Raw genomic sequence first — 22,035 nt, 5'->3', positions numbered from 1 at the left:
TACTCCTCGTTGGCTCCGGACCGGCAAGCGAGTCGAGAAGACCGGGCGACGCCGTCGTGTCGACCCTAGGGGCCAGTCGTGCGGCCGGTCACCCCCACCTTCGGGGCGTGCTCCAGATTTTCGGTCGCCCGCCCGCGCCCGCTGCGGGGCCGATGAGCGAGAATGAGTGCATGGCCTCACGCTCGCTCGACCAGCACGCCGCCGCCGTGCGGCAGCTGCTGGCGCCCCTCGGTCACGATCGTGCCGTCGAGACGATCTCCCTCTCCGCCTCCCGCATCGCCGCGGCGCCCGACGCCTATAGGCAACGCACACTCGCCCACGATGTCGTGTCGCCTGGCGACCTTCCGCCGTTCGACAACTCGCAGATGGATGGCTACGCCGTTCGGGCGGCCGAGCTGTCGGGGGCGACCCCGGATGCCGGGGTGCGGCTTCGCGTCGAGACCCAGATCAACGCGGGAGACACGATCTCCGCGATTGAGCCCGGAACCGCTGCACCGATCATGACGGGGGCTCCCCTGCCCGCCGGCGCAGACGCCGTCGTTCCGATCGAGCGCGCTATCCCCTCGCATTTCCGTTCGGCCACAGAGACCGACGGCGGCTCGCCACTGACCGTCGAATTCACGTCGGCTCCCGGTGCAGACGAGTTCGTTCGGCGCCGTGGAAGCGACGTCGCGCGGGGCGAGCTGCTCCTGCCGGAGGGTTCCATGCTCGGCCCGGCCCAGCTGGGAGTGATCGCGGCGTCAGGATTGACGAAGGTCGACGTGCTGCGCCGCATCCGGGTTCTGCTCATCGCCACCGGCCACGAGATCCGCGAACCGGGCACGGCCCTGCAACCGGGCCAGATCTACGACTCGAACAGCGCGGTCTTGAGCCAGGCGCTCATCGATGCGGGCTGCACGGTCGTCGCCTGGCCGTGCCGCTCCGACGATGCGGCCGATCTGCTGCACATCATCGAGAAGGGTGCGCCGACGGCCGATCTCGTAATCACCGTCGGAGGAGTCAGCGCCGGCGCGCGCGAGGTGGTGCGCGACGCGCTCGGCCCGCTCGGCGTCGAGTTCTCGCATGTGGCCATGCAGCCGGGCGGACCCCAGGGGCTGGGGCTCGTCGAGGCGGCCGGGCATCCGAGCGGAATCCCCGTCGTGACCTTCCCCGGCAACCCGGTGAGTGCGCTCATCTCATTCGAGATGTTCGTGCGCCCCGCGCTTCGGCGCCTTGCCGGGTCTACCCGTGTCGAACGCGAGGTGCTGCGCCTCCCCCTGGCCGAGTCCGTCGATTCGCCCGTCGACAAGCATCAGGTGCGCCGCGCATCCATCGACACCGACGGTCGCGTGCGACTCGTCGGCGGGCCGAGCTCTCACCTCTTGCATTCCTACGCGGCTTCGACCGCCCTTGTTCACCTTCCGGTCGGGCTCGGCCACGCCGACGCAGGCGACCCGGTCGACGTCTGGAGAATCGATGACTGACGAACCCGCCCTCACCCACGTGCGCGCCGACGGCGCGGTGCTGATGGTCGATGTGACGGATAAGGCGGAGACGTCGAGGCGCGCGAGCGCGGTGGCCACGGTCGTCACCCGCCCCGACGTGCTCGAGCTCCTCCTTGCCGGCAAGCTGCCGAAGGGCGAAGCCCTCGCCGTATCGCGGGTCGCCGGAATCATGGCGGCCAAGCAGACATCGTCGCTCATCCCGCTGTGCCATCCGTTGCCCCTCTCGGGAGCGACGATCGACTTCGAACCCGGCGACGACCGCATCGTGATCACCGCCACGGTGAAGACTCGAGGAGTCACCGGCGTCGAGATGGAGGCGCTGACCGCGGCGTCCGTCGCCGCGCTCACCCTGTACGACATGATCAAGGCGGTCGACAAGCACGTGGTGATCACCGACATCCGGGTCACGGCCAAATCAGGCGGCAAGTCGGGCGACTGGACCGTCGAATGACGAGCAGTGCCGCCGAACCCCGCGAGCGCAGAGCCCGCGTCATCGTTGCGTCGACCCGGGCCGCCACCGGCGTCTACGACGATCGCACCGGCCCGGTGATCGCCGACTGGCTGCGACGGCGCGGGTGGGCAGATCCGGTCGTGCAGGTGGTTCCGGATGGCGACGAGGTCGTCGCCGCACTTCAGGATGCCGTCGGGTCGGGCGCTGACCTCGTCGTGACGACGGGCGGCACCGGGGTCAATCCCACCGACCGCACGCCGGAGGCGACGCTGCCACTGCTCGAGCGGGAGTTGCCGGGAGTGATCGAGGCGATCCGCCGACGCGGGGCCGAATCGACGCCGCTCGCCTCTCTCACCCGAGGGCACGCGGGAATCGCGGGCGGCCGAACCTTCGTGGTGAACCTTCCGGGCTCGACCGGAGGAGTAAGAGACGGACTCGCCGTGCTCGAGGAGCTTCTCGACCATGTCATCGATCAACTGCACGGAGGCGACCATGAGCGCTGACATCCGCTCCTCACCGACGCACTCCACACCCGAGTCGGGCAGCGACTTCGGCGAGTCTGCACCCGCCGTGGTCGCCTTCGCGCGAGTAACGGATGCGGTGGTCACCGTCGACGAGTGCGTCGCTGCCGTCGAGAACGACCACGCCGGAGCGGTCGTGACGTTCGCGGGGGTGGTGCGCGATCACGATGAGGGCAAGGGCGTGACTTGGCTGAGGTACTCGGCGCATCCGACGGCCGACGCCGTGTTGCGCGAGATCGTCGCCGAGACGGCCCTCGCCTACCCGGGCACGACGATCGCCGCGGCGCACCGCGTCGGAGATCTCGCGATCACCGATGTGGCACTGGCGTGCGCCGTCGCATCGGCGCACCGCGGCACTGCCTTCGCCGCGTGCGCCGCGCTCGTCGACGAGATCAAGGCGCGCGTGCCGATCTGGAAAGAGCAGGGCTTCACCGACGGTTCCACGGAGTGGGTGGCCGCGCTCGGCTGAGGTGCTGCTGGGGTGCGTCTCTACACGCCGGAGGAGAGTCCGGCCGCCCTCGATGCTCGGATGACGATGGCCACGAGACCGGCGACGAACGTGGCGATCGCGACCCAGTAGGCCGGCAACGCCACGAGCCCGATCAGATCGGACGTCACGGCGAGCACGAGCGCGACAAGGGCCGGCATCAGGGCAGCCGCGTGGCCGACTCGCCACGACTCCTCGTCGCGCATGAGCGAAGGAAGACGGAGTCCCACCATCGGATTGACGGTGAGCGACCCGCGCTTGGCAGCCAGGCAGATCACGGCGATCAACGCCAGAAGGCCGGCGGACAACCAGCCGAGAATAACCAGCGCGGCAATAGGATCCTGCGTTTCCATCTCTCCATTCTTCACCCGGGTCCGCACAACACCCTTGCCGTTCCGCAAACATCATTTGTATGATGTTTGAGCGCACCCCCCTTTCGGGTGTGTCCCGTTGCACAGTGCCGTGTTCGGACGACGCGGCGTAGACGGGCCCTCCTGATTAGGAGTCACCAATGACGATCGGCTCTCTTCGCGGTGCTGCCCTGACGGTGATCGGTGTTCTCGCGACATCGCTCGCTGTCGCCAGTCCCGCTTCGGCAAGCACCAACACCATCTACGCCTCCCCCGACGGTTCGGGCGACGCGTGTTCATCTGCGCAACCGTGCGCGCTCCCTACGGCAAAGGACACGGTGCGAAATCTCGTCGCCGCGAGCGGAACAGACATCACCGTCGAACTCGCCGACGGCGTCTACCGCGTCGGAGACCCGCTCGAGTTCCGGGCCGAGGACGCCGGCGGTACCGACGGTTCGGTGCGCTGGGCGGCGGCGGCGGGAGCTCATCCCATCATCTCTGGCGCCCAACCTGTCACGAACTGGCGCGTGCATGACGCCGACGCAGGCATCTGGGTGGCCGACACCCCGCAGGGCGTCGATACCCGACAGCTCTACGTGAACGGGGTCTTCGCGCAGAGGGCATCGCGACAGATCCCTGGCGCAGACATCGCGATGGATGCGTCGGGCATCACGTTGACGAACGAGAACCTCGCGTTCTTGAACGACGTGCCGCAGCAGGATCGAATCGACTTCGAGGCGAAGGGCGACTTCACCTATCGGTACTCCCCCGTCGAGTCGATCGCCGGCAACAAGGTCACGATGAAGCAACCGGCCTGGGACAACAACACGTGGGGCTGGGACACGCCTCAGTACGCACTGTTGGGCGGATCGACCTACTGGCTCTCGAACTCTCTCTCCTTCCTCGACGAGATGAACGAGTGGTACGTCGATCCTTCGGCCGGCCAGCTGTACTACAAGCCCGGAGCAGGCGTCGACCCGAACGGGCTCGATGTCGAGCTGCCCCGAGTCGAGGCACTGATGAGCATCGGAGGAACCTACGACAAGCCGCTCGAGAACCTGACGTTCGAGGGCATCACCTTCACCGGCACTTCGTGGCTCGGTCCCAACGAAGACGGCTACGCGACCCAGCAGAACGGGTCGTTCATGAAGGGCACCTACGACTACCGACCCGCTGTCGCGTTCACCAGCTGTTCGCGTGGATGCGAGCAGTTCGAGCGTGCGCGCACAGGCTGGTACCAGCAGCCCGCGGCGGTGCAGGTCTCCGCGGCGTCGAACGTGCGGTTCGAGGGCAACTTCTTCACCAACCTCGGCTCGTCTGCTCTTGGCGTCGGCAACGACGAGAACGCGACCATCAGCGGTGTGGGCCTCGGCGTCAGCAACATCGACGTCATCGGCAACCGCTTCGCCGAGGTGGGCGGTCATGGCGTCTTCGTCGGTGGAAACCGCGCTGACGCGCACCACCCGAGCGACCCGCGCATGCTCAATCACGACGTCACCGTGGAAGACAACACCGTCTCTCGCGCGGCCGTGGAATACAAAGACAACTCGGGCATCCTCAGCACCTACGTCACCAACGCCCACATCCAGAACAACGAGGTCGCCAACGTCGCCTACGACGGCATCGACACGGGCTACGGCTGGGGCATGAACGATGCAGGCGGATCCGGCGAGTACACGAAGCGCGGTTACTACAACTGGAACACCCGCTACGAAACACCCACGACATTGAAGGACAACGTGGTCGCGGGCAACCTCGTGCACAACACCAAGTCGCAGTTCGCCGACGGCGGGTCGATCTACAACCTGTCTGCGAGCCCGGGCTCGGTCACCGAGAAGAACTACCTGTACAACGTGTCGGGGGTCGGGCTGTACCTCGACGAGGGAACACGGTCGACGACCTATCGGCAGAACGTGCTGCAAGGAACGAACCCCTGGTTGTTCACGAACGCCTACAACGCGACGAATACCAGCGACAACCAGATCACGCAGAACTGGTACAACTCCGGCGGCGCTCAGATACCGAACGCCGAGGCCAACCGCAACGTGATCGTCGACAACGAGCAGGTCTCGGGAACGAACTGGCCGACGGCAGCGCACGAGGTCATCTGCGCCGCGGGTGTGGATCCCGAGCGCCGCACGGCGCTCAACGGCAACCTGTTCTCTGAAAACCCGGACTGCGGCAGCTCGGGTGAGCCCGTCGCGGCACCCTACTCGACGAGCGGATCCTCGGCACAGGACTCGTTCTTCGCCCAATCCGGAGAGCAGTTCGCGATTCGTGCGACCGGTACCGATGTCTGGGGAGGCGGAGGTCAGCGCGACGACCAGTACGGGGCCATCTACCAGGCCGACGCCATCACGGCGGCCTCGAACGTCTCGGCGCGAATCGACACCGTCGGCGACGCGAATGGATGGGCCAAGTCCGGCGTCATGATGCGGAACGACATGGCGGCTCCCGGTGCGTCAGCGGGTTACGCCGTTGTCGCGGTGACGCCACGTAACGGCGTCGTCTTCCACTGGGACGCCGATGGCGACGGATACCTCGACAACTCGTCGACGGCGAGCGTCAACACCTTCCGTCCCATCTGGGTGAAACTCGAACGTCTGGGTGACGCTGTGAGCGCGTTCTATTCGTACGACGGAGCCAACTACGCACAGGTGGGCACCGCGGTGACTCTCACCGGTGCCGAGGCCGTGGAGGACGCCGGGATCTTCTCGACGTCTCACGATGCCGCCCAGTCGGCGATCAATGTGTTCAGCGATCTGACGGTCGAGACCGACACGGTCAAGCCTGAGGTGACGCTCGTCTCGCCGACCTCGGCGGGGCCGTTCGGAACGCTTGCAGTTCAGGTCGATGCGACCGATGACCGCGGGCTCGCTCAGATCGTCGCCAACGTCTACAAAGACGGAACGCTCGTGAAGAGCACGCAGTCGGCGATCGCAGGTGACACAACGGCAAGCCACTCTGCAACGGTCGAGTTGCCCGACGGCGCCTACACCGTGAAGTACAACGCACACGACCTCGCCGGCAATGTCTCACAGACGGGCGAGTTCGCCTTCACAATCGACGCGACGAAGCCGAAGGCGACAGTGAAAGACGGTCCGGAGTTCACCGTGGCCACCGGGTCGAGCTACGACAAAGTCAGTTTCAAGCTCTTCGATACGGGACTGATCGACAGGGTCGAGCTCAATGGCGTCGTCAAGGATCTGTCGAACAACGCGTGGTCAGATGTGAACTTCGTGACCCCCGGCGTCTTCGGCGCGAAGTCCGGTGAGAACACGTTGGTCGTCTACGACGTGGCCGGCAATACCGAGACGGTGACGTTCACACTGAACTGATCGCTCACGAAGAATCCCTCGCTCGAGTCCCGAGCGAGGGATCCTTCGTGCTCGTCACCGCACGCCACCGGCGTGCAGGGGAAGCGTGTGTGGCAGGTTTAGGCTGACAGCATGACCGTGGACCCCGCGCCGGCGTCTCCGGCACTGCGCAGCTCTGCGCCCCGCGTGCCCGCCGCCCGACTGGGAGTGGCTGTCGTTCACGACCTCGTGACGGAGATCGTCACCGGCGAAGTCGCTCCGGGTGAGGCGTTGCCGACGGAGGAACGTCTGGCGCAGCACTTCGGGGTGAGCCGTACCGTCATCCGCGAGTCGGTCAAGCGTCTCGAAGAGAAAGGGCTGATCACCTCCACCCCCGGTCGAGGCACGATCGTCGAGCCGACCACGTCGTGGAACATCCTCGACAGCGTCGTCCTGTCTGTCATGCTCGAGAACGACGACTCGCTGGGTGTCCTCGACGACCTCGCGGTGATCCGCGGAGCGCTCGAGGGGGCGATGGCCGCCGCTACGGCATCGCATCACTCCGACGACGAGATCGCTCAAGTGCTGTCGTCCCTCGAAGAAATGGAGCGCACCGTCGACGACCTCGACGAGTTTCCCGACGCCGATCTGCGGTTCCACTTTCTCGTCATGACGCTCTCGCGCAACGAACTCGCCAGCAACATCACGAAAATTCTGTTCACACGGGCGCGTCAGTCAGCCCGGTTCCTCGGACATCAGACGTCGGACGCGCATCAGATCACGCTCGACGAACATCGCCGCGTCTACGAAGCGATCGCTACGGGCGACGTCGCAGGAGCGGAGCAGGCGATGCGTTCGCACATCATCGATGCATGGCAACGACGACGCTTTCCCACCCGCCGCGAAACCTGAGCGACCGCCGCCGGCGACACACCACAGCGTGTCCGGCGCGGTGAGTTACACGCTCGACACATGGGTGAGGTGTACTGGAACCCAGCACCACCGCAATCATTCGGTACGAGGAGACGTACATGGACCTCAACACCGTGAACCGGGTCGTTCCGGCCAGAAGCCGGGCAGACCTCCGAGAGCTCGGCGAGGGTGCCGTGCCCTTGGCCGGCGGAACGGTGCTGTTCGCGGAGCCCGACCCCCGCATCCACACTCTCGTCGACCTGCAGACCTTCGGCTGGGCGCCGTTCGAGGTCACAGACGAAGGGCTCACGGTAGCCGCGACGACCACGTTGACCGAGCTCTCCCGACTGCCCGACGACCACGCATGGCGTGCCCACCCCCTCTTCTATCAGTGCTGCACCGCCCTGTTCGGCTCGTTCAAGGTCTGGAACGTCGCCACCGTGGGCGGCAACATCTGCACCGCGCTGCCGGCCGGGCCCATGACCTCGTTGTTCAGTGCGCTCGATGCCGAGGCGCTGATCTGGAGAGCCGACGGCAGCGAGCTGCGGCTGCCCGTGAGCGAGCTCGTCACGGGCAATACGACCACCTCTCTCGGCTCCGGCGACGTGCTGCGTTCACTCCACGTCTCCCCCCGATCACTCGGCTCCGCAACGGCATACCGAAAGATCGCCCTCTCGGCCATCGGTCGAAGCGGAGCTGTCGTCATCGGCCGGCTCGACCCCGTCGACGGCAGCTTCGTGCTCACGGTGTCGGCCGCGACCGTGCGCCCAGAGCAGCTGCGCTTCGCCGGCCTGCCCACGGCATCCGACCTGCGCAGCGCGATCGAAGGTATCGACACCTGGTTCACGGATGCGCATGGCGCGGCCGACTGGCGGCGCGCGGTCAGCGCATTGCTGGGCGAGGAGATCCGGCTCGAGCTCACGGAGGCATCTCGATGACGTTCTCGATCAACGGCGAAGAGTTCGACTCGGAGCCCCGTGCCGGCCAGAGCTTGCGCACCTTCATTCGCGACCAGCAGCACTTCGAGGTCAAGAAAGGATGCGACACCGGAGACTGCGGTGCCTGCTCCGTGCTCGTCGACGGCACTCCCGTGCACTCGTGCGTGTATCCGGCCTTCCGTGCCGAAGGAAAAGACGTGACGACCGCCGCGGGGCTCGGCATGCCGGGTGACCTCTCACCCGTGCAGCAGAGATTCGTCGATCACGCCGCATTCCAGTGCGGCTTCTGCACAGCGGGCATGGTCGTCACCGCATCGACCTTCGATGACGACGATCTGGCCGAACTGCCGCGCCTGTTGAAGGGCAATCTCTGCCGGTGCACCGGATACCGCGCGATCCACGAGGCCATCGACCACGTGCACACCGACGCGTGCGGCGTCGAGCTCGAGCCGGGCGTCGCGGCGCCGGAACCGCGCACGACGCCGGTGATCAAGACCGGGCCGCGCGCATCCATCGGAACCTCGGTCTCGGCGCCGGCCGCCGAGCGGGTGGTCAGCGGCCAAGAACCGTTCACGCTCGACGTCGCGGTAGCTGGGCTTCTGCATCTCGTCGTGCTGACCTCGCCGCACGCGCACGCACGAATCACGGCCATCGACACGCGTCGCGCATCCGCCCTGCCCGGGGTGCACGCCGTGCTCACTCACGAGCACTCCCCCGACACCCTGTTCTCGACCGCCCGGCACGAGTCCCGGCTCGACGACCCGGATGACACGCTGGTGCTCGACAGCGTGGTGCGCTTCCGCGGACAACGCGTCGCCGCTGTCGTGGCCGAGTCGGTCGGCACCGCGGAGGCTGCCGCGCGACTCATCGAGGTCGACTACGAGGTGTTGCCGGCCGTGTTCGACCCGCACCTGGCGACGCTCGACGGCGCCCCGAGCATCCACGGAGACAAGAACGGCACCACCTCTCGCATCGTCGACCCCACGCACAACCTGGTCGCCGAGCTGCACGGAGAGTATGGCGACGTGGCCGCGGGCCTCTCTGAGGCAGCGCACACGGTCACCGGCACGTGGCAGACCCAGCGCGTGGCCCACACGCACCTCGAAACCCACGCCACGATCGGCTGGATGGACGAGGACGAGCGGCTGGTGCTGCGCACGAGTTCGCAGGTTCCGTTCCTGGTGCAGACCGAGATCTGCCGTCTCTTCGATCGCGACCCCTCGACCGTGCGCGTGTTCACAGCGCGAGTCGGCGGAGGCTTCGGCGGTAAACAGGAGATTCTGACCGAGGACATCGTGAGCCTCGCCGTTCTCACGACCGGTCGGCCGGTGCAATACGAGTTCACTCGCGAAGACGAGTTCACCCTGTCGCCCACGAGGCACCCGATGGAGGTGCAGGTCACGCTCGGCGCAGACGCGGGCGGCCTGCTGACCGCGCTGAAGGTCGAGCTGCTCTCCGATACCGGCGCCTACGGAAACCACGGCCCGGGAACCATGTACCACTCGTGCTCAGAATCGGTGAGCCTGTACAACGTGCCGAACAAGCGGGTGGATGCCCGCTGCGTCTACACGAACAACCTTCCGTCGGGCGCCTTCCGCGGGTACGGACTCGGGCAGGTGATCTTCGCCATCGAATCGGCGCTCGACGACCTGGCGCGCCTCATCGGCATCGATCCGTTCGAGCTGCGCAGGCTCAATTCTGTCGGGCCCTCCGATCCCCTGATCGTCACCCATGTCGAGGGCGACGATCTGATTCTCGGCGGCTACGGACTCGACCAATGCATCGATCTGGCCGAACAGGCTCTGGCGAGGGGCAACTCCGCGGTTGCTCCGAGCGGCTCCGAGTGGCGGGTTGGCGAGGGCATGGCCTCGTCCATGATCGCCACGATGCCTCCGCGCGGCCACTTCTCCGAGGTCACCGTCACGGCGGATGCCGACGGTGGCTACACGGTCGGTGTCGGCACCGCGGAGTTCGGCAACGGCACCACCACGGTGCATACCCAGCTCGCCGCGAGCGCGCTGTCGACGACCCCCGCGCGCATCCGGGTCAAGCAGAGCGACACCGATTCCGCGCGCTACGACACCGGCGCGTTCGGCTCTGCCGGCACGGTCGTCGCCGGCAAGGCTGTGCTCGCCGCCGCGGAGTCACTCGCGCGCGAGTTGCGACAACTCGCCGCAGAGCGCACACAGACAGCGCCGGATGCGTGGACGCTCGACGACGGCACACTCGTCTCGGCAGAGCACCGGCTGTCGGTCGCCGAACTCGTGGGCGCCGAGGGGCTGACCGTCACGGCGAACGAAGACGGCGCTCGGCGCTCGATCGCGTTCAACGTGCACGCGTTCCGCGTCGCAGTGAACACGCTCACGGGCGAGGTGCTCATCCTTCAGTCGATTCAGACAGCCGACGCCGGATTCGTCTTGAACCCGGCTCAACTGCGGGGTCAGATCGAGGGCGGCGTAGCCCAGGCGATCGGCACGGCGCTCTACGAGGAGATCATCAACGACGGCGAAGGCACGGTGCTCACCACCGTTCTGCGCAATTACCACATCCCCCAGCTCTCCGATCTGCCGGTCACCGAGGTGTACTTCGCCGACACCCACGATCCACTCGGGCCGTTCGGCGCCAAGTCGATGAGCGAGGCGCCCTACAACCCGGTCGCCCCTGCCCTCGCGAACGCGATCACCGACGCGATCGGCCGCCGCCCGATGGAGCTGCCGATGTCGCGCGACCGCATCTGGCGGTTGCTGCAGGACTAGTCGCTCGGCAAGCGCGGGAGTTCTCGCCGAGCGCGGTGGCACGACCACCGCGTTGCGCGCGAACTCCCGCGCTCGAGGCTACGAGCCTGCGACTCGAATCGCCGCCTTGCGGTGAATGGGGCCCGACAGCGACCGCAGCGACGCCCCGCCCGCCCCGGTGCGCGTCGCGATGACCTCGGCGAGGATCGACACCGCCGTCTCCTGCGGGGTGCTTCCGCCGAGGTCGAGCCCGATCGGCGAGTGCAGTCTGGCGAGCTCCTCTGCGCCGAGACCCGCCTTCTCGAGAGCGTTGATGCGCCGCTCGTGGGTGCTGCGCGACGCCATCGCCCCGACGAAGGCGACCGGCAGGCGCAGCGCCAGCTCGAGCAGAGGAACATCGAACTTCTCGTCGTGAGTGAGCACACAGATCACGGTGCGCGAATCGGTGAGGGTAGAGCGGAGATACTCGCTCGGCCAGGCGACGACGACCTCATCGGCGGAAGGAAAGCGCTGAGGCGTGGCGAACAGAGGCCGCGCGTCGCACACGGTCACGTGGTAACCGAGCAGATGGCTGGCATCGGCAAGCGCCGCAGAGAAGTCGACCGCCCCGAAGATGATCATGCGTGGGGCCGTGGCGGCCACGACGAACAGCACTCGCAGCGCCTCGTCGTCACAGTCGACATCGAGCGTGCCCGACACCCCCGACGACACCCGCGCCGTCAGTTCGTGCAGGATGCGCTGCACGGCGGCGGAATCGAGCCCGTCGCGTTCGACCTCGGGCGCCGACGCCGTCGCCGCGATCACCGTGCCCGCGGCCCGACCGGCGACGACTATGGCGACACCGGCCGGGCGGCCATCGCGCGTCGCCTCGAGTTCGTGCACCACTCGCGCGTCGAGCGCGCCGCGGGCGCCGCCCATCGTGACCTCGTGCACGAAGACCTCGATACGCCCGCCGCAGCTCAGCCCCGCCTCGAAGGCGTCGCCTTCGGTGAAGCCGAACTCCGCGAGAACGGGAACGCCCGTCTCGAGCACCCCCTCGGCAGCCTGGTAGACGGCCCCCTCGACGCATCCGCCCGAGATGCTGCCGAGCACGCGCCCCTGATCGTCGACCGCCATCGAGGTGCCAAGAGCTCGCGGGGCCGAGCCATCCACGGTCGTGACGGTCGCGACTGCGATACGCCGACCCGCGCCGAGGGCCTCGAGCAGGTCTGCCGCGATATCGAGCATGGGAACGTCACTTTCGACTTCGAGAACGGCGATAAAGCCTCACCTCGACTGACACAATCCTGACACACGGAGGTGCTAGAACTGGTCAATGCTCCTCATCAACAATGCCGTCACAACGATGATCGACGAGACCAACGAGAGCGCAAACGATCTCGCCCTGGCCGACGGAGTCGTGGTCTCCGGGGCCGTGGCGGCAACCGGCGAGAGCGATGAGGTCGACGTTCTGGATGCGTCCGGCTGCGTCGTGACGCCGGGTCTCGTGAACGCTCACCACCACCTGCTGCAGAGCGCGTTCCGAACACTGCCCGGCACACGCGGGGTCGCTATGAGCGACTGGCTGCCGACGATGGCGGCGGCATACGCCCGCGTCGGAATCGATCCTGAGCTGGCACGCGCTGCCGCGCTCGTCGGCGTCGCCGAGGGTCTGCTCTCGGGGGTCACGACCGTCGCAGACCACCACCTCACGTGGCCCGCGGGCTGTGACGATATGGGCATCGCGCGCGCCACGGCGTCGGCCGCCGCGGAACTGGGCGGCAGACTCGTCTTCGTACGTGGCTCGGCTCGCGACGACCCCGAGGAAGCCGCGCTGTCAGCGGAGCGCATCGTCAGCGCGCTCGTGCCGCACGGCGACGCCGGCATCTCGAACGACGGGATGCTGCAGCTGGCCGTCGGACCGGCCGGAGTGCACAGCGACAGCGAGCAGACGTTCCGATTGCTCGCCGAGGTGGCCGACCGGCACGGACTGCGCCGGCGAACCCAGGCCAACGAGCAGGTCGACGTGGCGATCGCGCTCGAGAAGTACGGCCGGCGCCCGATCGACCTGCTCGATGAGTGGGGGTGGCTCGCACCCGATGTCACCATCGCCCATCTCTGTGCCGTCACGCCCGAGGAGATCGCGCGGCTCGCATCCGCCGGTATCACCGCGACTCACGCGCCCGGCTGCGATCTGCCGATGGGGTGGGGAATCGCCCCTGTCGCCGCGCTCCGCGAGGCCGGTATCTCCGTCGGGCTCGGCACGAGTGGGGGAGGCAGCAATGATGCGGGCCATCTGCTGGCCGACGCGCGTCTCGCCATGCAGGTCGCCCCTCTGGTCGGGCGCCCTCTCGCCGCACGCGAGGTTCTCGGCATGGCGAGCGAGGGTTCGGCGCTCGGACTCGGGCGCGAAGAGCTGGGGCATCTGCGCCACGGCGCCGCAGCAGATCTGTGCGTCTGGGACGTCTCCGGCGTGGCCGATGCCGGTGTCGCGGATCCCGTCGCGGGCTTGCTGTGGGCCAGCCCCGGTCGCCGCCCGAAGCACGTCGTCGTGGGCGGACGCGTGGTCGTGCGCGACTACGAGCTCGTCGGCCACGACCAGCGAGACCTGGCCGCAGCGCTCACGACGCTTCTCGCCGCGAGAACCGTCTGAGTCGGTGTCAGAGCTCGAGCACCAGGCGCGGGCAGGCCGCCCGAGACACGCAGATCATCATGACCTCGTTGTCGGCCTGCTCGTCGGGGGTCAGCACCGAATCGCGATGATCCACCTCGCCCGAGACGACGGGCGTCTCGCAGGTTCCGCACGTTCCCTCCCGACACGACGAGAGAACGAGCACTCCGGACCCTTCGACGACATCGAGGATCGATCTGTCGGGTGGCACCGTGAGGGTCTCCCCCGACAGCGTGAGTTCGACTTCGAACGAGTCGTCGAGCACGGGCGCTCCCGCGTCTCGGGCCTCGAATCGCTCGAGGTGCAGGCTGCCGTGCGGCAGCGAGGCGCATGCGTCTTCGACGGCGGCGAGAAGGCGGGCCGGGCCGCAACAGTAGACGAGGGTTCCGTCGGCGGCCTCTGCGACGAGCGCCGCGACATCCATTCGACTCACCTCGCCCTCGTCGGAATCGGCCGCGAACGCGCGCACCCGACCGCCGAACAGAGCCTCTAACTCACCGAGGAAGGCCATCGTGCGCCGCGACCGACCAGCATAGGCGAGAGACCAGGAGGCTCCCGCTTCGTCGGCGGAGTGGATCATGGGGATCAACGGCGTGATTCCGATGCCCCCGGCGATGAAGAGGTAGCTCTCGGCGGGCACGAGCTCGAAGTGGTTGAGCGGTCCGCGCAGACGCACCCTGCTTCCGACGGAGAGCTCCGTATGCATCGCGCGTGAGCCGCCGCGCCCGTTGTCGTCGAGCAGCACCCCGATGCGATACGAGCGCCTGTAGGCCGGGTCTCCACAGAGGGAGTACTGCCGCTCGACTCCCTCGCGCACGACCACGTCGAGGTGCGCGCCCGGAGTCCACGAGGGAAGTTCCGATCCGTCGACGGCGCGGAACTCGATCGTCTTCACACCGTCGGCGACATCGGTGATGCGACTCACGACGGCGTCGATCTCAGAGAGGTGGAGGGTCATGGGGATGGTGGCTTTCAGTGAGAAGATGCTGCTTCGTTCACTGTGACAGTACCCTTGACGAAGACACACTTCGATCACTGACGTCGAGCATTCCTCGGATCGTCATGCGAGGAAATGTTCGTGTTACGTGTCCGAAATATCCACTGCTTAGAGTGGACACGTAACCGGCCGGCGTGGGCCCCAAGAAGTTCATCGGAGGGCACACAATGAGCGCATTGCCGAGGGCCGTCTCTCTCCTCCGCTCCGCGACTCTCGACGATGGCTCCGTCGTCGATGTCGAGATCACGGGCGACACCGTCGCCAGTGTGAGGCCAGCGGGCAGCGCGAGTTCCGCAGCCGCATCCGAGACCCTCGATCTCACCGGCTTCGTTCTGCTCACCGCGCCCGCCGAACCACACGCACACCTCGACAAGGCGCTGTCGTGGGACCTGATCGATCCGCCCATGGGCGACCTCGGCCTGGCCATCGAATCGTGGAAGGACTACTCGGCCACGATGACGGTCGAGTCCATCGCAGACCGCGCTCGTCGCGCCGCGCTCATGCTTCTGCAGAATGGCACGACCGCCATTCGCTGCCACGTCGACGTCCTCTCGGGCGACTCTCCGTTGCGCGGTGTCCAGGCGCTGGTTCAGGTACGCGACGAGCTGCGCGACCTGATGCACATCGAACTCGCCGCCCTCGCCGGGCCGGCCATCCCCAGCGCCGATGTCGAAGCGGCACTCGATCTCGGAGTCGACCTCGTGGGTGGCGCACCCCACCTCGCCGACGATCAGAGCGCCGATCTGCAGCGCCTGCTCGCCATTGCTGCGCGTCGCGGCATGGGCGTCGACATCCACACCGACGAGAGTCTCACGGGCGGGTACACGCTCGCCGAGCTGGCTCGCACCGTGCGTGACTGGCCCGAGTCGATGCCGGTCACGGCCGGTCACTGCGTGCGCCTCGGAACTCTCGACCTCGACGAACTCGATCGCATCATCGACGAGGTTCTCGCCAGCGACATCGGCATCGTGACGCTGCCCATCACCAATCTCTATCTGCAGGGCTGGCAGCATCCGGTATCGACGCCGCGCGGCCTCACGGCCGTTCGCAGGCTTCTGGATGCCGGGGTTCGGTTGGGTGCGGGCGCCGACAATGTGCGTGACCCGTTCAACCCGGTGGGCCGCAGCGATGCCCTCGAAACCGCATCTCTGCTCGTGACCGCCGGGCATCTCACTGTGCCCGAGGCCTATGCCGCGGTCAGCGAGGGGGCCCGCTCGGTCATGAATCTCGAGCCCGCCGGCGTATCCGTCGGCGCGAAGGCCGAGCTGCTCGCCGTTCGCGGCGCAAATCTCGCGGATGTGGTCGCGAACGCGCCCGCCGACCGGTACGTGATCCACGCGGGGCGCCTCGTCGCCTTCAGCGAGGTCACGCACCACATTGCCCTTCCGACTCGGTCCATCGAGCCGGCCGAACTCCTTCTCGAAAAGAGGTGATGAGCCCGATGACCCTGACGACAGAACCTCCTGCCGAGACGACGACGACCGAGCTTCTCCATTTCTCCGACGTCGCCATGACGTTCCCCAACGGCACGACAGCGCTCTCCGGCGTCGATCTCACGGTGAAGAAGGGCGAATTCGTCACCGTCGTCGGGCCGTCAGGATGCGGCAAGTCCACGCTTCTGCGCATCGCCTCCGGGCTCACTCCAGCGACGGCGGGCGAGACGAATGTCGCCACCAAGCGCATCGGCTACGTCTTCCAAGACGCGACGCTCCTGCCGTGGCGAACCGTGCAGGCCAATGTCGAGCTGCTCGCCGAGCTGAACGGCATCCCCAAGAAAAAACGAGTCGCCGAGGCAGCGAAGGCCATCGAACTCGTGGGACTCGCCGGCTTCGAGAAGCAACTGCCCAGGACGCTCTCGGGTGGAATGCGCATGCGCGCTTCCCTGGCGCGGTCGCTGACACTCGACCCCGAGCTCTTTCTCTTCGACGAGCCGTTCGGCGCCCTCGACGAGATCACACGCGAGCGCCTCAACGACGAGCTGATCAAGCTCTTCACCGAGCAGCAGTTCGCCGGGCTCTTCATCACCCACTCGGTGTCGGAGGCCGTCTACCTCTCGACCAGAGTCGTCGTGATGTCGGGCCGCCCGGGCAAGATTGTCGAGACCTTCGACGTTCCCTTCGCGTACCCGCGCGATCCCGAGATCCGTTTCACCCCCGAGTTCGCCGAACTCGCCGGCGAGGTCTCGCACGCGCTCAGAAAGGGACACTCGTGACCACGACCGCTCCACCGACCGGGCCGGTCGCCACGAACCCCAAGATCCGCACCATGTCCCGCGCATCCGATATGCCGAAGCGACGCGGCGGCCGATTCCCCTCGTGGGTGCCGCCCGTGATCGTCTTCATCGTGATCCTCGCGATCTGGTACTTCGTCAGCTATGTGCTGCTCGACCCGGCTCGCTCGTTCCTGGTTCCCGCACCCCACGTGATCATCGAAGAGGCGTTCCTCGACCCGAAGGTCTTGGGCGACATCATGGGGGCGCTGGGACGTTCGGCGGGAGTCGCCCTCACCGGGCTCGCGATCGCGATCGTCATCGGCTTCGTCTGGGCTGTCGCCATGAGTCAGGCCCGCTGGATAGAGCGATCCCTCTTTCCGTACGCCGTCATCCTTCAGTGCATTCCGATTCTGGCGCTCGTGCCGCTCATCGGTTTCTGGTTCGGCTTCGACTTTCCCGCCCGCGTGATCGTCTGCGTCATGATCTCGCTGTTCCCGATCGTGTCGAACACGCTCTTCGGGTTGCAGTCGGTCGACAAGGGCCAGCGGGAGCTGTTCCAGCTGCAGAAGGCCAGTCGCTGGACCGTCCTTCAGAAGCTCGAGTTTCCCGCCGCACTCCCGGCGATCTTCGCCGGAATGCGCATCTCGGCCGGACTCGCGGTCGTCGGCGCCATCGTGGGCGACTTCTTCTTCCGCCGTGGCGAGCCCGGCCTCGGGTCGCTGATCAGCAACTACCAGTCCCGAGTGCAGGGCCCCGAACTGTTCGCCGCCATCATCGTCGCCTCGCTCTTCGGCGTCGTGGTCTTTCTCGTCTTCGGCTGGCTGGGCAAGCTCGCCGTGGGCCGCTGGTACGACTACAGCAAGTAGGTCACCGGTGGTCGGCGATACCCGACCCATCCGTTTCACAGCAGCACCCTTCACCGCACGGAACCGCTTCGCACCCTGCACATCACACAAGGAGATGAAATGCGCATCACTCGATCGAGGTCACTCATGGCCGCGGGCCTTCTCGCCTCAACGGCACTCGTCCTCACCGGCTGCTCGGCCGGCGGAACCGACACCGCAACCGACGCAGCCAAAGATCTCAAGATCGGCTCGGTCGACCTCGCTGCTGCCGGATGCCCCGCGACCATCACGATCCAGACCGACTGGAACCCGGAGGCGGAGCACGGCCACCTGTACTCCATGTTCGGTGACGATGCCGTGGTCGACGCAGGCAACAAGAGCGTCTCGGGGCCCCTCTACTCGAAGGGCGAATACACGGGAGTGAACCTCGAAGTGCGCTCCGGCGGCCCCGCGATCGGCTTTCAGACCGTGACCTCGCAGATGTACACCGACGACAGCATCACCCTCGGCTACGCGAACACCGACGAGGCGATCCAGCTCTCGGCCGACATGCCCACCACGGCCGTCTTCGCTCCGCTCGAGATCAACCCGCAGATGATCATGTGGGATCCGAAGACGTACCCCGACGTGAAGACCATCGCCGATCTCGCGAAGGCCGGCGCCATCATCAAGTACTTCGGCGGAGCGGCCTATATGGAGTACCTCAAGGGCGCGGGAATCGTTCCCGAAGCCCAGGCAGACGGCGGTTACGACGGAACGCCCGCCAACTTCGTGACCGCGCAGGGCAAAGACGCGCAGCAGGGCTTCGCGAGCGCCGAACCCTACATCTACGAGAACGAGGTCGACGCATGGAAGAAGCCGGTCGCGTACCAGCTGATCCACGACGCCGGCTACCCGATCTACGCAGCGGCCGTCTCGGTGCGCTCCGCTGATCTCGAGAAGCTCTCGCCCTGCCTCACCAAGCTCGTGCCCGTTCTGCAGCAGGCAGAGGTCGACTACTTCGCCGACCCCGCCGCGACGAACAAGCTCATCCTCGACCTCGTCGACCAGTTCGATACCGGATGGGTCTACGACGAGGGCGTGGCCGACTACTCGGTCGACACGATGAAGAAGCTCGGCCTGGTCAGCAACGGAGACAACGCCTACATCGGCGACTTCGACGAGGCTCGCGTTCAGAAGGTCCTCGACATCGATACGCCGATCTTCACCAAGCTCGGCACTCCCCCGGCTGAGGGTCTGAAGACCTCCGACCTCTTCACCAACGAGTTCATCGATCAGACCATCGGCCTGAAGTAACACGTAGCTGCAAAACCGTCGGCCCTTCATCGGTCGCCTGGCGCATACCTCGAGTGAGCGACAGGCGGCCGATGATGGGCCATCATCATTCGGCACCATCTAAGGACCCGCACCATGACCGACCTGACCGAGCCCATCGCATCCCTCGCTACAGAACTCAGCGCGATTCTGGGTGAGCGCGGCGTGACCACCGAACTCCGCGCCCGTGAGAAGGCCTCGGCCGACGGCTCGTACCTGTCGCCGATCATCACCGAGCAGCTTCCGCTTGGTCTCGCCGACATCGTGGCGTTCCCGACGACGGCGGAACAGGTGGCCGAGGTGGTCGCCGCGGCCGTTCGTCACGGCGTGGGAATCACTCCTCGCGGCAAGGGAACCGGCAATTACGGCCAGGCCATTCCGATCGAGAACGGTCTCGTGCTCGACCTGTCGAAGCTGCGGGGCGTCGTCGAGGTCGGCGACGGGTTCCTCACAGCGTTGGCCGGCACCCCGATCGTCACGATCGAACAGGCCGCCCGCGAGTCGGGCCAGCAGATCCTCATGTACCCCTCGACGGCACAGTCCTCCATCGGCGGCTTCCTCTCGGGTGGCTCGGGCGGCACCGGATCGATCGCCCACGGCTCCAACCACGAGGGCTTCGTTCTCGCTCTCGACGTCGTTCACGCCACCCCGGATGCGCGGCTCGTGCACGTCGACGGCGACGACGCGCAGCCGTATGTGCACACCTACGGCACGGCGGGCATCATCGCCCAGGCGACCATCGCGCTCGAGCCTCTGCAGGACTGGCGGGGTCTGTTCGCCAGCTTCGACACCTTCTCCGAGGCCATCTCCGTCATTCGCGAGATCGGGCAACTCGAGCCGACTCCGCGCCTTGTCTCTGCCGATCTGCCGGTACTCGCCAATGCGCTGCCCGCCGACCCGGGCATCCCCAAAGACCGCGCGAGCCTTCGCGCCATCATCGACATCGCGGCCGTCCCCGCCGCGACAGCCCTCATCGAAGCCGCGGGAGGCCGCGTAGAAGAGGTGCGCGAGGGCCCGCAGACCGCCATGAAGCTGAGCATGATCTCGTACAACCACCCCATCGAGTGGCTGCAGAAGAGCGACCCGGGCAAGTACTTTCACATCGAGGTCGCCGGCGACGCGCTCGTCGACCGCATCGACGAGGTGCACGCCGTGTACCCCGGCGGCATGCTGCACATCGAGGCTCAGAAGAACCGCCCGATCGGCATGCTGGCGGGCATCTACGAGAGTGCCGAGAAAGTCTACGAGGGCTTCGACAAGCTCGCTGCGATCGGCGTCGGCGTACACAACCCGCACGTCTGGTTCGTCGACCACGAGGTCGAGCGCACTCTCGCTCTCGCCGAGAGCACCGATCCGCGCGGGCTGCTGAATCCCGGCAAGCTGCAGGGAAAGACTGCTGCCGGAGCAGGTTCATGAGTGGCGCCCACGCGGGCGATCCCGTCGTGAACGACCTCGGAACGCGCAAACTCGTCGAGCTGTCTGGGCCGGCCGCGACCGCGGCGCTCGACGCCGACTCCGTCGTCGTCATTCCTACGGGGGCGATCGAGCACCACGGGTCGCACCTTCCTCTGATGACCGACTACCTGCTGGCGGATGCGATCGCGAACGCCGCCGTCGAGCGCGCCGCATCGCAGGGTGTCGACGCGTGGATTCTGCCGACCCTGGCGTACACCAAGAGCGACGAGCACCACTGGGCATCCGGAACCATGTGGCTCACCTGGGAGACGATGATGAACACCATCGTCGACCTGGGCAACTCGATCGCCGCCACCCCCGCGAACAAGGTGGCGTTCTTCAACGGCCACGGAGGAAACCTCGCGTTGCTGCAGGTCGCATGCCGCGAGCTGCGCCGCCGCTTCGGGTTGCAGACCTTTCTGCTCGGGCCTATCGTGCCGCCGATGGCAGACGGCACGGGCGACGGACCCGACGAGCTGGGACTCGGCATCCACGGCGGCCACAGCGAGACGTCGCTGATCATGCACATCCGACCCGACCTCGTCGATCTCTCACTGGCTCAGCGCAGTGTTCCCGAGCACCTGGCCGACTACGAGCACATCGGGTTCAAGAAGCCCGTGTCGTTCGGCTGGCTGTCGAACGACTTCGGAACCGACGGCGTTCTCGGTGACCCGACCGCGGCCAACGCGGCGTACGGGGCAGAACTCTTCGAGCACTCCGTGGAGCAGGCCGCTGCCGCGTTCGCCGAGATCGCACGCTTCGACCCGGCGGGGCCGTCGGCGTGAGTGTTCCCCGCTCTGGGGCGCTCATCCCCGACGAGGCGTTCGCGGTCTTGACGGGCTGGCTTCCGGCCAATGACGACCACGCGCGACCACTCATCTCGCTGGCCACCGTCGACACCGACGGGCGACCGGATGCGCGCAGCGTGTTGCTCAGCGATTTCGATCGAAGCGGGTTCTTCGTGCACACGGATTCACGTTCGCGCAAGGTTGCCGATGTGGAGGCTCACCCCGAGGTGGCGTTCTCGATCGCATGGCCGGCTGACCTGCGGCAGTTGACCGTGCAGGGTGTCGCTCGACGCGCCTCGCCCGACGAGGAAGCCTCCGCCTACGCTCGACGGTCTCGGTATCTGCAGCTGCTCGCATGGCTCAATACCCCCGAGTTCGCGCTGCTGCCCACGCGCGAGCAGGAAGAGAAGTGGGCGGCCTTCGAGGCCGCTCACCCGGACGGCACCCTGACTGCCCCGGATACGTGGCTCGGGTTCGTGATCGAGCCCACGCGGCTCACCTTCTGGGAGGGAAACCCGCGAGCAGCCAGCCGTCGGACCGAGTACATGCTGACCGACGACGAAAGCTGGGCCAGGCAAATTTTGCCCGGGTAGCGTCGGC

Annotated in this window: 19 protein-coding genes; 16 read left to right on the top strand and 3 right to left on the bottom strand. The window is 66.8% G+C overall.

Going from position 1 to position 22,035, the window contains the following annotated elements; translation table 11 throughout:
• The first annotated feature begins 170 nt into the window (after positions 1 to 170).
• Genes glp through CCK87_RS03580 form a run of 4 tightly spaced genes read left to right on the top strand, consistent with a single transcriptional unit; the run spans position 171 to position 2,925 of the window.
• Positions 171 to 1,463 (top strand): gephyrin-like molybdotransferase Glp, encoded by a 1,293-nt coding sequence (glp, locus tag CCK87_RS03595; protein ID WP_249273686.1) that lies wholly within the window; start codon positions 171 to 173, stop codon positions 1,461 to 1,463.
• Positions 1,456 to 1,935: a cyclic pyranopterin monophosphate synthase MoaC gene (gene moaC / locus CCK87_RS03590; RefSeq protein WP_086460090.1), complete on the top strand. Its 480-nt coding sequence runs from the start codon at positions 1,456 to 1,458 to the stop codon at positions 1,933 to 1,935. Before glp ends, moaC begins: the two co-directional genes overlap by 8 nt.
• Positions 1,932 to 2,438, top strand: coding sequence for a MogA/MoaB family molybdenum cofactor biosynthesis protein (locus CCK87_RS03585; RefSeq protein WP_086460089.1), 507 nt, complete (start codon positions 1,932 to 1,934; stop codon positions 2,436 to 2,438). Before moaC ends, CCK87_RS03585 begins: the two co-directional genes overlap by 4 nt.
• On the top strand, positions 2,428 to 2,925 hold the full coding sequence (locus tag CCK87_RS03580; protein ID WP_086460088.1) for a molybdenum cofactor biosynthesis protein MoaE: 498 nt from the start codon (positions 2,428 to 2,430) through the stop codon (positions 2,923 to 2,925). The genes CCK87_RS03585 and CCK87_RS03580 overlap by 11 nt, the downstream gene beginning before the upstream one ends.
• 20 nt (positions 2,926 to 2,945) lie before the next feature.
• On the opposite strand, the gene CCK87_RS03575 is transcribed toward CCK87_RS03580, so the two are convergent.
• Positions 2,946 to 3,296 (bottom strand): SdpI family protein, encoded by a 351-nt coding sequence (locus CCK87_RS03575; RefSeq protein ID WP_086460087.1) that lies wholly within the window; start codon positions 3,294 to 3,296, stop codon positions 2,946 to 2,948.
• Positions 3,297 to 3,454: 158 nt separating this feature from the next.
• Here CCK87_RS03575 and CCK87_RS03570 point away from each other — a divergent pair, with 158 nt between their 5' ends.
• The 4 genes from CCK87_RS03570 to CCK87_RS03555 all read left to right on the top strand — a co-directional run bounded on the left by CCK87_RS03570 (position 3,455) and on the right by CCK87_RS03555 (position 11,195).
• Positions 3,455 to 6,631 carry a right-handed parallel beta-helix repeat-containing protein gene (locus CCK87_RS03570; protein WP_212638184.1) on the top strand — a complete coding sequence of 1,059 codons (3,177 nt, stop codon included), beginning with the start codon at positions 3,455 to 3,457 and terminating at the stop codon, positions 6,629 to 6,631.
• A 111-nt stretch (positions 6,632 to 6,742) separates the two neighbouring features.
• The gene (locus tag CCK87_RS03565) at positions 6,743 to 7,501 is read left to right on the top strand and encodes a FadR/GntR family transcriptional regulator (protein ID WP_086460086.1); all 759 of its coding nucleotides are present in this window, start codon (positions 6,743 to 6,745) and stop codon (positions 7,499 to 7,501) included.
• Positions 7,502 to 7,620: 119 nt separating this feature from the next.
• Positions 7,621 to 8,439: an FAD binding domain-containing protein gene (locus tag CCK87_RS03560; protein WP_086460085.1), complete on the top strand. Its 819-nt coding sequence runs from the start codon at positions 7,621 to 7,623 to the stop codon at positions 8,437 to 8,439.
• Positions 8,436 to 11,195 carry a molybdopterin-dependent oxidoreductase gene (locus CCK87_RS03555; protein WP_086460084.1) on the top strand — a complete coding sequence of 920 codons (2,760 nt, stop codon included), beginning with the start codon at positions 8,436 to 8,438 and terminating at the stop codon, positions 11,193 to 11,195. The genes CCK87_RS03560 and CCK87_RS03555 overlap by 4 nt, the downstream gene beginning before the upstream one ends.
• A 78-nt stretch (positions 11,196 to 11,273) precedes the next feature.
• On the opposite strand, the gene CCK87_RS03550 is transcribed toward CCK87_RS03555, so the two are convergent.
• Positions 11,274 to 12,401 (bottom strand): XdhC/CoxI family protein, encoded by a 1,128-nt coding sequence (locus tag CCK87_RS03550; RefSeq protein ID WP_086460083.1) that lies wholly within the window; start codon positions 12,399 to 12,401, stop codon positions 11,274 to 11,276.
• A gap of 88 nt (positions 12,402 to 12,489) precedes the next feature.
• Here CCK87_RS03550 and CCK87_RS03545 point away from each other — a divergent pair, with 88 nt between their 5' ends.
• Positions 12,490 to 13,806, top strand: coding sequence for an amidohydrolase family protein (locus CCK87_RS03545; RefSeq protein ID WP_086460082.1), 1,317 nt, complete (start codon positions 12,490 to 12,492; stop codon positions 13,804 to 13,806).
• Between the two features lie 7 nt (positions 13,807 to 13,813).
• On the opposite strand, the gene CCK87_RS03540 is transcribed toward CCK87_RS03545, so the two are convergent.
• On the bottom strand, positions 13,814 to 14,782 hold the full coding sequence (locus CCK87_RS03540; protein ID WP_086460081.1) for a PDR/VanB family oxidoreductase: 969 nt from the start codon (positions 14,780 to 14,782) through the stop codon (positions 13,814 to 13,816).
• A 206-nt stretch (positions 14,783 to 14,988) separates the two neighbouring features.
• Here CCK87_RS03540 and CCK87_RS03535 point away from each other — a divergent pair, with 206 nt between their 5' ends.
• The 7 genes from CCK87_RS03535 (at position 14,989) to CCK87_RS03505 (ending at position 22,028) form a co-directional block, all read left to right on the top strand.
• Positions 14,989 to 16,254, top strand: coding sequence for an amidohydrolase family protein (locus CCK87_RS03535; RefSeq protein ID WP_086460362.1), 1,266 nt, complete (start codon positions 14,989 to 14,991; stop codon positions 16,252 to 16,254).
• 8 nt (positions 16,255 to 16,262) lie between these two features.
• Positions 16,263 to 17,033: an ABC transporter ATP-binding protein gene (locus CCK87_RS03530; RefSeq protein WP_086460361.1), complete on the top strand. Its 771-nt coding sequence runs from the start codon at positions 16,263 to 16,265 to the stop codon at positions 17,031 to 17,033.
• Complete coding sequence (locus tag CCK87_RS03525; protein ID WP_249273685.1) at positions 17,030 to 17,899, top strand: ABC transporter permease; 870 nt, start codon at positions 17,030 to 17,032, stop codon at positions 17,897 to 17,899. The genes CCK87_RS03530 and CCK87_RS03525 overlap by 4 nt, the downstream gene beginning before the upstream one ends.
• Before the next feature lie 99 nt (positions 17,900 to 17,998).
• Entirely contained in the window at positions 17,999 to 19,174 is a 1,176-nt protein-coding gene (locus CCK87_RS03520) for a nitrate ABC transporter substrate-binding protein (RefSeq protein ID WP_086460080.1), read from the top strand.
• 114 nt (positions 19,175 to 19,288) lie between these two features.
• Positions 19,289 to 20,608, top strand: coding sequence for an FAD-binding oxidoreductase (locus tag CCK87_RS03515; protein ID WP_086460079.1), 1,320 nt, complete (start codon positions 19,289 to 19,291; stop codon positions 20,606 to 20,608).
• Positions 20,605 to 21,432 carry a creatininase family protein gene (locus CCK87_RS03510; protein ID WP_086460078.1) on the top strand — a complete coding sequence of 276 codons (828 nt, stop codon included), beginning with the start codon at positions 20,605 to 20,607 and terminating at the stop codon, positions 21,430 to 21,432. The genes CCK87_RS03515 and CCK87_RS03510 overlap by 4 nt, the downstream gene beginning before the upstream one ends.
• Positions 21,429 to 22,028 carry a pyridoxamine 5'-phosphate oxidase family protein gene (locus tag CCK87_RS03505; protein WP_086460077.1) on the top strand — a complete coding sequence of 200 codons (600 nt, stop codon included), beginning with the start codon at positions 21,429 to 21,431 and terminating at the stop codon, positions 22,026 to 22,028. The genes CCK87_RS03510 and CCK87_RS03505 overlap by 4 nt, the downstream gene beginning before the upstream one ends.
• Positions 22,029 to 22,035: the final 7 nt, after the last annotated feature.

Source organism: Agreia sp. VKM Ac-1783 (assembly GCF_900177765.1).
In the GTDB taxonomy this organism is placed as follows: domain Bacteria; phylum Actinomycetota; class Actinomycetes; order Actinomycetales; family Microbacteriaceae; genus Agreia.
This window is presented reverse-complemented; position numbering and strand designations above follow the sequence as displayed.